Origin of the sequence: Streptomyces sp. NPDC046876 (assembly GCF_040645035.1) — a bacterium.
Lineage (GTDB): Bacteria > Actinomycetota > Actinomycetes > Streptomycetales > Streptomycetaceae > Streptomyces.
The window spans coordinates 1-12850 of sequence record NZ_JBEYXK010000063.1 but is presented as its reverse complement, the minus strand read 5'-3'; the positions used below and the strand labels follow the sequence as shown (position 1 = coordinate 12850).

At 70.7% G+C, this 12850-nt stretch carries 12 protein-coding genes and 2 pseudogenes; 6 read left to right on the top strand and 8 right to left on the bottom strand.

Annotated features, from left to right (window positions below; genetic code table 11):
• Positions 1–46: 46 nt before the first annotated feature.
• The 7 genes from ABZ924_RS26565 to ABZ924_RS26535 form a co-directional block, all read right to left on the bottom strand.
• The gene (locus ABZ924_RS26565; protein ID WP_361914684.1) at positions 47–358 is read right to left on the bottom strand and encodes a hypothetical protein; all 312 of its coding nucleotides are present in this window, start codon (positions 356–358) and stop codon (positions 47–49) included.
• Between the two features lie 175 nt (positions 359–533).
• Positions 534–941, bottom strand: a complete 408-nt coding sequence (locus ABZ924_RS26560; protein WP_361914682.1) for a DUF4279 domain-containing protein — start codon at positions 939–941, stop codon at positions 534–536.
• Between the two features lie 358 nt (positions 942–1299).
• Positions 1300–1779, bottom strand: coding sequence for an NUDIX domain-containing protein (locus ABZ924_RS26555; protein WP_361914679.1), 480 nt, complete (start codon positions 1777–1779; stop codon positions 1300–1302).
• Complete coding sequence (locus tag ABZ924_RS26550) at positions 1776–2825, bottom strand: NUDIX hydrolase (protein ID WP_361914675.1); 1050 nt, start codon at positions 2823–2825, stop codon at positions 1776–1778. Before ABZ924_RS26550 ends, ABZ924_RS26555 begins: the two co-directional genes overlap by 4 nt.
• 23 nt (positions 2826–2848) lie before the next feature.
• The gene (locus ABZ924_RS26545) at positions 2849–4615 is read right to left on the bottom strand and encodes an ABC transporter ATP-binding protein (RefSeq protein WP_361914672.1); all 1767 of its coding nucleotides are present in this window, start codon (positions 4613–4615) and stop codon (positions 2849–2851) included.
• 145 nt (positions 4616–4760) lie between these two features.
• The gene (locus ABZ924_RS26540; protein ID WP_361914669.1) at positions 4761–4946 is read right to left on the bottom strand and encodes a hypothetical protein; all 186 of its coding nucleotides are present in this window, start codon (positions 4944–4946) and stop codon (positions 4761–4763) included.
• A 62-nt stretch (positions 4947–5008) separates the two neighbouring features.
• Entirely contained in the window at positions 5009–5521 is a 513-nt protein-coding gene (locus ABZ924_RS26535) for a topology modulation protein (RefSeq protein ID WP_361914666.1), read from the bottom strand.
• 419 nt (positions 5522–5940) lie between these two features.
• Here ABZ924_RS26535 and ABZ924_RS26530 point away from each other — a divergent pair.
• Positions 5941–6174: pseudogene (locus ABZ924_RS26530) on the top strand (IS630 family transposase); the annotation flags it as partial.
• Positions 6175–6765: 591 nt separating this feature from the next.
• On the opposite strand, the pseudogene ABZ924_RS26525 reads toward ABZ924_RS26530, so the two are convergent.
• A pseudogene (locus ABZ924_RS26525) lies at positions 6766–7248 on the bottom strand (GNAT family N-acetyltransferase).
• Positions 7249–7621: 373 nt separating this feature from the next.
• Here ABZ924_RS26525 and ABZ924_RS26520 point away from each other — a divergent pair.
• Genes ABZ924_RS26520 through ABZ924_RS26500 form a run of 5 tightly spaced genes read left to right on the top strand, consistent with a single transcriptional unit; the run spans position 7622 to position 12750 of the window.
• Positions 7622–9235 carry a type I-E CRISPR-associated protein Cse1/CasA gene (locus ABZ924_RS26520; RefSeq protein ID WP_361914664.1) on the top strand — a complete coding sequence of 538 codons (1614 nt, stop codon included), beginning with the start codon at positions 7622–7624 and terminating at the stop codon, positions 9233–9235.
• The gene (casB, locus tag ABZ924_RS26515) at positions 9232–9828 is read left to right on the top strand and encodes a type I-E CRISPR-associated protein Cse2/CasB (RefSeq protein ID WP_361914661.1); all 597 of its coding nucleotides are present in this window, start codon (positions 9232–9234) and stop codon (positions 9826–9828) included. Before ABZ924_RS26520 ends, casB begins: the two co-directional genes overlap by 4 nt.
• Entirely contained in the window at positions 9825–11186 is a 1362-nt protein-coding gene (locus ABZ924_RS26510) for a type I-E CRISPR-associated protein Cas7/Cse4/CasC (protein ID WP_361914658.1), read from the top strand. The genes casB and ABZ924_RS26510 overlap by 4 nt, the downstream gene beginning before the upstream one ends.
• Positions 11183–12031 carry a type I-E CRISPR-associated protein Cas5/CasD gene (gene cas5e / locus ABZ924_RS26505; RefSeq protein ID WP_361914655.1) on the top strand — a complete coding sequence of 283 codons (849 nt, stop codon included), beginning with the start codon at positions 11183–11185 and terminating at the stop codon, positions 12029–12031. Before ABZ924_RS26510 ends, cas5e begins: the two co-directional genes overlap by 4 nt.
• Positions 12028–12750, top strand: a complete 723-nt coding sequence (locus ABZ924_RS26500) for a type I-E CRISPR-associated protein Cas6/Cse3/CasE (RefSeq protein ID WP_361914652.1) — start codon at positions 12028–12030, stop codon at positions 12748–12750. Before cas5e ends, ABZ924_RS26500 begins: the two co-directional genes overlap by 4 nt.
• The last annotated feature ends 100 nt before the right edge of the window (positions 12751–12850 follow it).

Below are 12850 nucleotides of genomic sequence, written 5' to 3'. Positions count from 1 at the left end.
TTCTCCGCCTCCGGTAACCGGTAGCGCTCGACCTCCGCAGAGTCAGTCACGCCATCCTCTCCCGCACTTCGCGGGCGAGCTGGGCGTACCGTCGCCGGGCGGCCGCGATCTGCTCGCGGTTGCTGGAGCGCAGCCCCCCGCGTTCGTCGGCGAGCCGGGCCTGCGCAGCGCGCGCATCCTGGATGACCTGCTGGTCGGGCTCCGGATTGGCCTCCTCGGCGGCGATGAGGGCGGTATAGGCGCCGACGGCCCCGTTCACCGCCTCGATCGCCGCCTCGTACGCGGCTGTCTCCTCGTTCGACCAGTCGTGAGGCTCCAGCTCGTGGGTGATGGAGCTTCCGTCGTCGGGTGCGGGCACGGGGTTCCCCCTTGTCGAGATGTTGATCATTCTCGTGGGTGGGTGGTGGTTCCTGCATCTCCGTTGGGCGAAGTCTTGGATCCGTGCCGGGCGCGGGGTTCGGCATCCATGGCCTCAGCCAGAGGAGGGGTGGGGTGCGCCCCTGTCCCGCCGGTGGGGCCGGCGGGACAGGGGGCTATTGCGGGTCGGTGTAAACGTACTGGTCGATGTCCAGGGAGGCGTGGGACGTGGCCAGCCAAGACAGGAGGGCCGGGCTGAGGGAGATGCCCTTCTGGGCGGGGTCGTCGGGGTCAGTGATCTCCTGGACGATTTCCAGGCAGACGGCGGCGTCGCCGGAGGCGGCGAGGCGGCCCAGGGACTCGGCGAAGTCCAGCCCCCAGGCGAGGATCACCGGCTCCAGGTCCTCCGGTCGGGCGCGACCGGCGTGGCGGATCCAGGTGGAGTGGGAGCGCGGGGGCGACTGGGGGCGCCGGCGGCTGCCGATCGCCGTCGACTCGTCGGGTTCTGCTCCCAGCCGCCGCGAGATGCCTTCCGGCTGCAGGGTCTCGCTGACGACCCGCAGGTAGATGCGGAATGTGCTCACGGGCGGTACCTGTTGTTCGTCGGGACCAAGATGCTTCCGTCCTTGCTCACGAGGACGATCCGGCTGTCGCCGTCGCGCATCGCGTCGAATCGTCGAGCTCCTTGTCGAGCTCGGCGAAAGAGGTGCCTCCGGCCACCGTCGCGCGACATGCGTTCCTAACGGCACGGCCCATCCGCAGCCGTGGTCCCCCAGGCAGCAGAGCTGCCCTTGTCACTCGCGCGTTCGCGCATGGTCGCGACCCAACCCAAGCCGTTACCTCAGGTCATGATCATCCCGTTTCGGACACGCACCGCCGTCCCTGCCAGACCCGAGTGCCCCCTCTCACCAACCGGTGAGACGGGGCACTCGCTATGCCGGGTCAGGCCGTGTCGCCCAAGTACATCGTCTGCCACGTACCGGCAGCGGCCTGGGCCGCGATGTCGGCGAGCTGGTCGCGTAGGTACAGGGGGATCATCCGCAGGCCGCCGACCTTGTCGACCGGGACCCACTCGACTCCGGTGTGGGTCGGATCGGGGATGCCTCCGCCCAGCCTGGACGGCACCGAGACGGCCTCGCACCAGAACAGGGCGTCCACCCGGTGGTTGCGGTCGTACTCGATCGGGCCCTCCTCGTGGTGGGCGGGGATGTGCTCGCGCAGGATCAGCAGCTGTCCGGCGCGCACGGTCACCCCGGTCTCCTCCAGCACCTCTCGTTCGACGGTGTGGTGCAGGGGCTCGCCCGGTTTCTGTCCGCCGCCGGGCGGCAGCCAGGTATCCGGCTGGGGCCAGTTCCCCTTCACGAGCAGCACGTGGTCGTCGCGGACGACCAGGCCGGTCGCGGCGTTGCGGATGCGGCTCATGTCGGGATCCCCTCCTGCAGGTATGCGGTGCGGCCGGCCAGGGCTGCGGCATGGAGTGCGGTGAGCGTCTGACGGTGTGCTGCGAGGGGATGCGGGAGGTCGTCGGGGTGGTGGAAGGCGTGCCGGTCGTGCTCTGGGCTGAGCTGGATCTGTCGGCCGGCGGCGAGTCTGGCGGCGAAGTAGTAGTCCACGACGGGGCCGGTGCCGAGAACGTCTGCCCTGTGGTCGATTCCGATGAGGCGCGGTTGCGAGCGCAGCGTGATGCCGGTTTCCTCACTCATCTCCCGGCGGGCTGCCGGCCAGGGGTTCTCGCCCTCGTCGACCATGCCGCCCGGCAGCCACCACGTCCCGCCGGAGTCTCCCTGGTGGGGTCCGTACCGGAGCAAGAGCATTCGGTCCTGATCGTCCAACAGCATGACGCACGACGCCACGAGTGCCTGCGGCTGCGTCTTCACCCACTCCTCGCGGGGGATCCAGTCGCCCACTCGCGCCTCCTGGGCCGCGAGGGTGCGGGCAGCGGTCTTCTCCAGGTGCGCGGTGGACGCGGCGGCCGGATCGGGGATGCCGAGCGGCTCACCGGTGGTGTCCCAGGGAGAGCGGCCGCCCGGGACCGTGCCCGGCCCGGTGAGCTCGTCCGGCCCGGCAGTCGTCAGCTTCTTGAGGACGGGTTTGATCTGCGGCGGCAGGATGTTCAGCTCATCCAGCGCGGCCTCGGTGAGGGGCACCTCGTCCAGGTGGTATTCACCTCGGCCGTCCTGGGTGAACTCGGGGCCGGTGCGGTCCTCGAACGACCACGACGTGACGTGTACCAGGTAGAAGAATTCCCGGTCTTCGCCGTCCACCGTGTGGAGGAGACGCACGATGTCGCCCTTGCCGGCGATCTCCTCGCGGATCTCCCGGTACAGGGCGTCCTCGAGGCCGGCGTCGCCGGGTTCGACGCCGCCTCCCGGGAGAACCCAGTACACCGGCATGCCCGGCCTGGTGCGGCGCATCAGCAGGAGGGTGCGGTCGGGGGTGATGAGGACGGCGCGTACACGTTCGGCCATGCGGACTCCTTGGTATCGAGTGTTCAGCGGTCGCTTTGGAGGGAGGCGAGTTCGGCGAACATCCCGCCTTGGTCCATGAGTTGCTTGTAAGTGCCCTGCTCAATGATGCGGCCGTGGTGCAGGACGACGATCCGGTCGGCGGAGGCCACGTTGATCAGCCGGTGGGTGACGATGACCACGGCCCGGCTCTGCGCGAGGTCGCGCAGGCCGGTGAAGACGCGGTGTTCGGCACGGGCGTCGAGCGCGGAGGTCGGCTCGTCCATGACCAGCAGGCGTGCCTTGCGGTAGAAGGCCCTGGCGATGGCGACGCGCTGCCACTGCCCGCCCGAGAGCTCCTGGCCGCCCCACCACTGCGAGGCCAGCAGCGTGCCGTAGCCGGACCGCAGTTCCGTGATGACCTCATGCGCCCCGGATGCCTCTGCTGCCTGATCAAGCGCTTCGGGGGCATCGGCGCGGGGTTGGCCGAGGGTGATGTTGTCGGCGGCGGTCAGAGGCCAGGAGACGACTTCCTGCGGGACATGGGCGATCTTCCGCCACAGGCTCATGCTGTCGATGGCCCCTGTGGGGGTTCCGTCCCAGGTGACGGTGCCACTGTCGGGCAGGTAGAGGCCGGTCAGGAGCTTGGCGAGGGTCGTCTTGCCGGAGCCGTTCTCCCCGACGAGAGCCACGATCTCCCCGCGCCGGATGCTGAGGCTGACTCCGTCGAGGGCAGGCCGGTCCCCGCCGGGGTAGGTGAAGGTCACGTCCTGCGCCCGGAACACCTCGGCATCGGGTGCGGCCTGCTCGCCCCGCTTCACGCGGTGGCCGCCCGCCTCCTCCAGGAAGTCGGCCCAGTCGTCGAGGTACATACCGGTGCGGTAGAGCCTGGTCGCACCGGAGACGATGCCGCCCAGGGCGCTGCTCGTGGTCGTGAGCGCGATGACGGCGGTGCCGGCCCCGGCCACCGACACACGGCCCGAAGCCAGCAGCCAGACCAGCGTCACCCAGACCAGGGCCGCCCCGACCCCGGCCGCTGCGGCCCCGAGGACGGCGATCTTCGCGGCCTGCCAGGACGTCTCCCGGAGCCGGGCCTGCACCCGGTCGGCCGTCTGCCGGTACCGGCCGAGGAGGAACGGGGCCATGGTGCCGGAGCGCACCTGCACGGCGCTGTGCTTGTCCAGCAGTTTGTACCGCAGCATCCCCAGCAGCCTGCGATCGTCCATCGAGCGCCGCATGTTCACGTAGTGGAGTCGGGCCTGCCGGACGGCGGCCAGCCCGCGGGGAATCGCGGCGAGCACCAGCAGCGGCATGAGCAGCGGGTGAACCGTGGCCACGACCAGCACAGCGGCGATGACCGACATGCTCGCGGCGATGATGTCCTGGGTCTCGCCGAGCGTGTCCCGGGCGACGTCAGCACCCCGGTCGGCGGCATCGAACCGCTCGTTGTACCCGGCGTGGTCGTACGCGACCAGCTCCGCCTTGGTCCCCGCGCCCAGGAGCTGGGCCTGCGCCTCCTGCGCGATGAGCGGCCCGACCCGCTCCGACAGCCACACCACGGTGATCCCGAGTCCGGCCCGCCCGGCCAGGGCTGCACCGAGGACGACGAGGGACGGGGCGGCGGCTTGGAGACGGTCGGTGATGTCGCCGCTGGAGAGGATCGCGGTGATCGTGCTCGTGGTGGCCAGCAGCCCGAACGCTTCCAGGGCCCCGGCCACGGCCTGGCACACCATGAGCGCGATCACCGCGCGCCGGTCGGCTCGCCAGGCCAGGGCGAGAGCCTGCCGCATCAGCACGGGCAGACGTCGGGCCATGCGCCGGGCTGTGAAGCCTGCGTAGTCGCCTTGGGCGCTGATGTCGTTCCAGGCGAGCTCTTCGTGTGGTTTGGCTGGTGCTTCCTGTGGAGGTACGTCCTCTGTCGCAGTCAACGGCAGCTCCCTTGGCGCCTGAAATGTGTGGTCACGGGGGTGGGGCGGCGGTGCCGGCCGTCAGGGGGCAGTCCGGCAGGGCGCGGGCGAGCGACACGGTTGATGCGCCCCTCCCGCACTCGATGTCCAGCACCACGGTCCCGGGGGCGGGCCGCTGCCGGGACGCGAGCGCGGCGATCACCGCAGGGGCGGGCCGACCGCTGACCTTGGCGGCCACGAGGGCCCCGGTACGGTTGGCGAGGCGCTGCTGGTCCCGGTAGAGAGATGCTGCGGGGACGGTCAGGCCGTCTGGGCCTGCCGGAGTCGGGCGAGTAGTGCGCGGGCCTGCCTGCGACTCGTAACTCTGTAGACGGCCGCCGAACCGGCGTGCTCCCGGATCAGCTCCCTCACGCGCGGGGCCATGGTCCTGCGGTACCCCCACACGTACCTGATGAAGGACCAGTTGATCCGGTCGTAAACCCCGGTCGTGTTGTTCTGCCCACCGCCGTACCGCATACGCCGCTGGGCGATGCCCCACAGACAGACCCAGGCAGGAAGGTCGAGGAAGACCACCGCTTCGGCGCGGCGCAGGCGGATCGGCAAGGTTCCGGCATAGTTCCCCTCGATGACCCAACACGGCGCGGCCACCAGCTCCTCCTGGGTCGCGGCGAACTCATCCTCGTCCAGCGCATTCCACTCGTCGTCGTAGTACACCGCGTCCAGGTGCGTCACCGGGGCGCGGAAGTGGTCAGCGAGCTGCTTGGACAGGTAGGTCTTGCCGCTGCCACCCCAGCCGATGAGCGCAATCCGCATGGGATAAAACGCTACCTTTCCGCAGTGCCGTGGTGGGCGGCATTGCCATCCTTGTCCCCCCGGAGCACATGCGGATTTGCTGGAGCGTGTCGATCTGCCGGGACAGGCGGAAGGGCTACAGCCCGCGAAGACAGCGGTTGAGGCGCCTTGTCTCGTCCTCAGTGGCCGTGTTGGTCAGGTGACGGTCGATGTCCGCCACGTGGCTGCCGGCACAGGCGTTGCAGCTCGCCGGGCACTACCCGGACAGCGCCCCGTAGTGCGGGGATGATCGGGGCGCAGGCCCGTTACCCCGTTCGGTCCGCCTGGCGCTCGCCCGACGAGGCACGGTTGTATCCGCGTTCCGACGCGATCGCCGTCGTGTCCGTCACCTTCCATACGGTCAACGAGTGAACACCGCTCTCGCCGCCCACCGGGCCTAGTCGCCGACCAGCGCGTCCTGGCTGAAGCTGGTGGAGCGGTGGTTCGCCGAGCTGACCCAGAAGAAGCTCAAACGGGGCGTCCACCGCTCCGTCCAGGCCCTCGAACGCGACATCCGGGCCTGGCTCGTCGACTGGAACGAGCACCCCGGACCGTTCGTCTGGACGAAGACCGCCGACGAGATCCTCGACAAAGTCGCCGCCTACTGCCGACGAATCTCCGACTCAGGTCACTAGGGAGAAACTGTGTCTCGTATGGCCAGCGCCAGCCAGACGACTGGTACCGCCGCCAGAACGATCAGCAGTAGACAGCACGGCAGCGGGGACGGCCCCTTGAGCGGTGGCTGGGCTGCTATCTGCGGGGCCACTCGGCGCACGTCGTCGGCATGATACCACGTCTTACTGGCGGACCCGGTGGTGGTCATCCAGCTGTCCGTACGGACCCGCACTCCATGGGCCAGCGCATTTACATACACCGAGCGAGCACCGACGCCCGGCCACAAAGTGGTCACCTGGCGCGCCGTCAGCCAGTCGCCCTCCGACTCCCCAGCCATATCGTGCCCTTCTCCCAGCAACCAGTGACGCGGCATCACGAACTGTCCCATAGCCAGGCGTAGTTCGCCCCCCTTCCATCGCTTCTCGGGGTTTCGACGCGTTCGGCGGCCCACCAGTCGGCGACGTAGCCTGCGACGACTGCCCGCACAGCGAGCTCGGCGGTCCGCCCTCCCGCGCCCGGGGCAAGACTTTCGGCGGCCTGCCACAAGGCCTGGTCAGTCAGCTCCCGGACGAGCCCGGTGCGGGCCAGGTCCTGGAGGTCGTGGCTGGCTGTCAGGCGTGCACCGACCGGCCCGTACACACAAGCCAGGGGGAGGCGGGTGATGGCTGGACGACACCGATCTCGTGGTACCCCCAGCCCTCGTAGAGTCGCATGACCTTCCCGTCGCCGGCGGCGGGGTTGACCACCAGCGTGGCGTGGACCTCCCCTCGGCCGGCCAGGAGGGCGTCGTGCATGCGGCGGGAGACGCCCATGCCCCGCCGGGCGGGGATGACGCCGATCTCCTTGACGGCGAGCGCGTCGCGGCCGGTGAACACGCGAGGGGCGGGGACGTTCATTCGCTTCCACCAGCGGTCGCCGGGGGCGACGGTGTTGGCGTAGGCGTAGCCGACGGGGCTGCCGTCGGGTGCGTGGGCGATCATGGCGGCTCAGCCCGGCTCGGCGCCGTGGCGGTCCAGCCGCTCGAGGAACACCTCCAGCTGGTAGTTGGGGTGATCGAGCAGGTCGGCGCGGACCTGGGCGTACAGGTCGCCGATGACGCTCCTTGCCTGGGGGTGTAGGTGGTGTGGCGGTGCAGGGAGACATCGGTGGCGTTCATCGGGCGGGTCCCTTCGTCGTGCGGGTGAACTCCTGCCAGGCCTGTGCGTGCCGGCCGTCGGGACTGGTGGCGGCCAAGCGGCGGCTGAAGGTGTCGAGCACGGCGACGACGTGTCGGCCGCGAGGAGACAGTCGGCAAGCCGGACCGGCCTCAGCGTGCCCAGCCAAGGGGCGGTGTCCAGCCGTCAACTGTGGAGATCTGTAGGGGATTTGGAGGTTTGTCGAACCTGCCGCCTCGGGCGCGCCCGAGTTGCTAGCGTCCTGTCCCGTTCCAGCAAGCAACCGTTATGAGCAGAGGGCGAACGACGAAACGTGGCTGAATTACGAGCCCCGCGCGACGGGGCGGCGCACCCCCGATGGGATCCCCGGGAGGCCCCCTGCATCCCGGCGCTGACCCTCGACGACCGGCTCGTCGAAGTGAACCTGGTGGAGCTGCTCCACGATGCCGATGGTCTGCGCAGCGTGGAAGGCGCCACGCCGGGGGAGAAGGTCGCGGTCGTCGAGTTCCTGCTCGCCATCTGCTACGCCTCCGGCACCTATCCGGAGTCGGCCGAGCAGTGGCCCGCCTGGGTGGACCAGAAGGATGCCCTCCGACCCGCCGCCGAGTGGCTCGCCCAGCGTCCCGAGGACGAGGTCTGGGACCTGTTCCACCCCTCGGAGCCGCTGGGACAGAACGCACTGCTCGCGCCGTTCCTCGACGAGCACGGGGCCGGACCGGCGCAGCTGGTGATCGAGCGGGTCGGGGACTACAACCAGTTCTTCGACCACCACCACCTGGAACACCCCACCCCGCTGCCCGTCGCCCAGGCCTTCCGGGCCATGCTCACGCAGCACGTGTACGGGCCGGCCGGACGCGCCCGGATCTCCGGCAAGGAGACCCTCGGCGCGACCATCACCAACCTCGCCGCCACCCGCCTCGGCACCCGGATCCGGGTGATCGCGCTCGGGAGCACGTTCGGCGAGACGCTCCGCCTCAACCTGGCCCCGGTATCCGGGCCGCCCGGGGAGCTGAACCGCACCTGGACCGCCGGCAAAGAGCGCCGGGGATTCAAGGCCAAGCCGATCGGCCGACCTGTCAGCGGTCCGGCCGACCTGCACAGCTACCTCGGCCGGTCGATCCTGCTCCGCCCGACCAGCCAAGGGGACCACGTGGACCGGGTTCTGCTCGGCGCGGGCGAACTCCTCGCGCTGACGGACGAGCACCTCCAGGACGCCGTGTACGCCGAGAAGGCGGACGGCACCAGCAAGCCGCTGTGGGCTTCCGCGACCCGGGCCATCTGGCGTCAGGCCCATGCCCTCTACGCCGCCGTGAACGAGGCACGCTCCGCGGAGGGCGGGAACGACGGAGCCACCTTGTACCGGAGGCTCGCGCTCTTCCCGGCGCAGGACGTCGCCCCGGAACCCGGTCAGCAGCCCGCTCGCCGCATCGACCTGTGGACGGTCGGGCTCGTGGCCAAGCAGACCACAGCCATCGCGTGGGTCGACGGCACGTTCCCGTTCGCCCCGGGCCTGGAGGCGAAGCTCTACCTCGCCTCCTACCGGGGTTCCGACATCGCCGAGTTCGTGGCAGCCGCCCTGTACAAGGCGGCGTACGCGGCCTGGACCGTCATCTATCCCAACCCCAAGCCGACCGACAAGAACAGCCAGATCGCCCGCTTCGACGCGCGCGGTCAGCACTGGGCGGCGACGCGGGAGTCGTTCGACTTGCTGATGGAAGAGACCACCCTCGGCGAGGACGTCCACGCGTCCCTACACGAGTACGCGGCGACGGTCGCGACCGCCGCCCGCAGGTTCCTCGTCGAATGCCTCGACCCGCTTCCCAGGAACTCGCGGGGAACGAAGGCGCGGGCCGCCGCCCTGAAGAGGTTCGACGACGAGCTGGCCCTGCCGAAGGCCCCGGCCGAACTCCGAGGGGAGACCGCATGACCACCGACACCGGAACCGGCACCCACTCCGGCACCAGCGAGAGCAGTGCCGCGCTCGCGCTCACGGCCTGGCTCGCCAGCCTCGTCCACAACCACGACTACGCGAGCCTCGCCGAGCTCCGCCGCCCCCGCATCCAGAGAGAGCCGCACTTCCGAGCCCTCTGGTACAGCCCCACCGAAGCCCAGCGCGAGGTCTACGGCCAGGTCGCCTTCCTGTTCGCCGTCTACCACCAGGGCCGGCCGAAGCCCGCCTTCGGCTACGGGAATCTCGGCGAAGCGGCACGCCGCATCGGCGGCGGCCCCGGGCGCGGACCCGACGACCCGGGCGCCGCCCGTCTCGTCGACCGCATCGTCTCGAGCCGCCGCATCCCGTGGCGCCACCTGCAGCACGCCGTCGCGCGCCTGCGGGCCTGCGAGCAGCAGCCGCCGTCCTGGGCCCGACTCGTCGACGACCTCAATCAGTGGCACGACCGCAAGGCCCGCATTCCGTACCAGTGGGGCGTGGCCTTCCACATGCCTCCTGCCCGGGCTGGCCTTGCCCGGACCACCGACCCGACCGCCGCCGCCTCGACCCGGAAGGACTCCACCACGTGACCAGCAACGCCTCCTTCGCCGGCAGCCAGTTTCTCTCCCTGCACCTCCTGGAGACCCTGGTGGCGGTGCTCCCCGTACGGGACGAGAACGGCGCGCCGAAGTCCATCGTCTACGGCGGCACCGAGCGGCACATGATCACGAGCCAGGCCCGGCGCCGGGCCGAGCGCGTCCATACCCGGGACCGGGCCAACGCAGGCGTCGGCGCCCTCGCCGGCCACAGCACTGGTGTCCGGACCCGCGAGTGGGCGCTGATCACCGCACGCGCACTCGCCTCCGACCACGGCTGGGAGACGGAAGAGGCGGTCCGTACCGCACGCGCCGTCATCGAGGCCACCGGGCTGAAGTTCGGGGACCAGGGCAAGAAGACCGTCGCGAACCTGACCAAGGTGCTGCTCTTCGCCCCCGCGGACGCCGGCATGCGTATCGCGGCACACATCCACGAGCAGGCCGACGCCGTGCGGGCCTGGACGGGGGAGTACCTGGCGGCGCAGGCGGCAGCGGCCGCGGCCAAGGGCAAGAAGGGGGTCCGTAAAGGCGGCGGGCAGGAAGGGGCGGACACGGACGAGGCCGCCGAGGGCAGCGCCGCGGCCGATGCCAAGCTGCCCGCCGTGCCGGCCGCGACCCGCGCCGCCGTCCTCACCGCGTTCGCCCCGCGCGACGCCATCGACATCGCCCTGTACGGTCGCTTCCTCGCCGAGATCGCGGACTCCCCGAACGTCGACGGGGCTGTTCAGTCGAGCCACGCCTTCACCGTCCACGAGGCGGAGCAGGTCGATGACTTCTACGCCGCCGCCGACGACGCCAAACTCGACCGCAAGAAGAACGCCCTGGACTTCCTGGACGCCGCTGACGACGCCGGAGCCGGCATGACCGGATATCAGTCCCTGATCTCCGGCACCTTCTACCGGCACGCCGTCCTGGACCGTCTGAAGCTGCGCAGGAACCTCCAAGCAGCCGGGATGACCGTAGACGAAGCCGAGGAGGCGTCCGTCGCGGCCGAGGCGGAGTTCGTCAACGCCTTCGTCGACGCCTTCCCCGAGGCGAAGAGGAACTCGACCGCCTCCACCGGCTCGCTCCCCGCCCTGGTCCTCGCCTTCGAGGGCGAGCGCCCGTACAACTACGCCGCCGCCTTCCAGGCCCCCATCGACGAGAACCCCGTCGACAAGAACGGCGAAGGCCCCGCCGGACCGGCCGCCGTCAAGCGGCTGCTGAAGCACCACGCCTTCGTCAGCGGGCGCCGGCCCGACATCAGGTCCAGCCGCGTCCTCACGTACGACCCCCAGATCGATGAACTCCTGGGCACCCTCAAGAACACCGGCGCGACGGCCGTGACCACCACCGGGGAGCTGACGGCGTGACGACGCACGTCCTGCTCGTACGGCTCGCCGCCCCCCTGCAGTCCTGGGGGGTGGCGAGCCGGTTCTCCCACCGCGACAGCCATGTCCGCCCCACCAAGTCGGCGGTCGTCGGCCTGTGCGCGGCGGCCCTCGGCCGGGACCGTACCGCCCCGGTGGACGACCTCGCCGCGCTCGTCTTCGGTGTCCGCGCCGACCACCCCGGCACCCCGGTACGCGACTACCACACCCTCGGTGCGGGCCGGTTCCCGCTGCGGCCGCGGGACGTCATCACCGATCACCGGCGTGCCGCCGCCGTTGCCAGGAGCATGGAGGCAGCCGACGGGCCGGGCTTCGGCCACCATGAGCTGGCGGGTTGGTACGGCGCTCCGAAGAAGATCGCGGCCGACCCGGCCTCCGGGACCCTCGTCTCGGCGGAGTTGTCCCGCGCGGCGATGATCACCGAGCGCTGGTACCTGTCGGACGCGGCGTTCGTCGTCGGGCTCCAGCACGAGGATCCGGGCCTGCTGGAGGAGATCGCGTACGCCCTGGAGCACCCGAAGCAGCTGCTGTGGCTCGGCCGGAAGTCCTGCCCGCCCTCCGGCACCCTGGCCGCAGGCATCCTGCCCGGCACGATCGGCACGGCGTTCGCCGCCAAGCGCCTGCTGCCCGGCCCGGAGGGGCCCGACACGTCGGGCCGACGCCCCTGGGCGTGGATCCAGGCACCGTCCGGCACTCGCGGCGCCGTGCAGGTCAACGACCAGCCCGTCACCTTCGATCCCGCCCGCCGAACCCACGCCACTCGGTGGGAGACCCGTACGCGCATCACCATCGCCCCGACCGCCACCGAATGGGACATCATCCCGTGAACAGCACACGGGCCTCGACGGCCCGCTTCGTCGCCACCCACTCCGTCCTCTCCCTGAACGCCCGCCACCCGCTCGTCGCCAAGTCCATGGTCGACGCCCAGGAGATGCACCGCACCGTGATGAGCGGCTTCCGCGGCTGGGTCGAGGACGGCGACCCGGAAGCCCGCTCCCAGATGGGCGTCCTGTCGACCTGGTCGGTGGACCTCAAGGCGGCCGCTCTCGTCCTGGTCGTGCAGTCCCGCGTCCCGGGAGACTGGGCCCGCATACCGCGCGAGGCCTTCACCGCCGCCCCGCACATCATCACCGTCGACCGCACCTTCAAGGCGGGCGAGGTCGTGGGATTCCGTACGGTCGTCAACCCGACCCGCAGCAGGCCGTCGGGCAAGCCGGCCGCGGAGAAGGTCCGCGGGACGCGCACCGCCCACACCACGCCGGAGCACGTGAAGCGCTGGTTCGCCCGCCGCCTCCAGGCCGACGGGGAGCCGGCGACGGGCGAGGACGGCGTGGCCCGCATCGGCGCCACCGCCGATCCCGAGGTCCTGGGGATCCGCATGCTCCCGACCGTCTCCAGCGCCCACCGGGGCAAGCCGGTCCGCATCGGCCGCGCCGAGATCCGCGGCTCCCTCACGGTCACCGACCCGGAGACGCTGGTAGGCGCCCTCTCGAACGGCCTCGGCCACGCCCGCGCGTACAGCTGCGGGCTGATCCTGACCCGCTGAGGCAACAACGCCCGCAGGGAACCGTTGAGTGGAATGCCGGAGGGGGCCGCGGATCTCGGCGCGGCCGATGCGGACCGGCTTGCCCCGGTGGGCGCTGGAG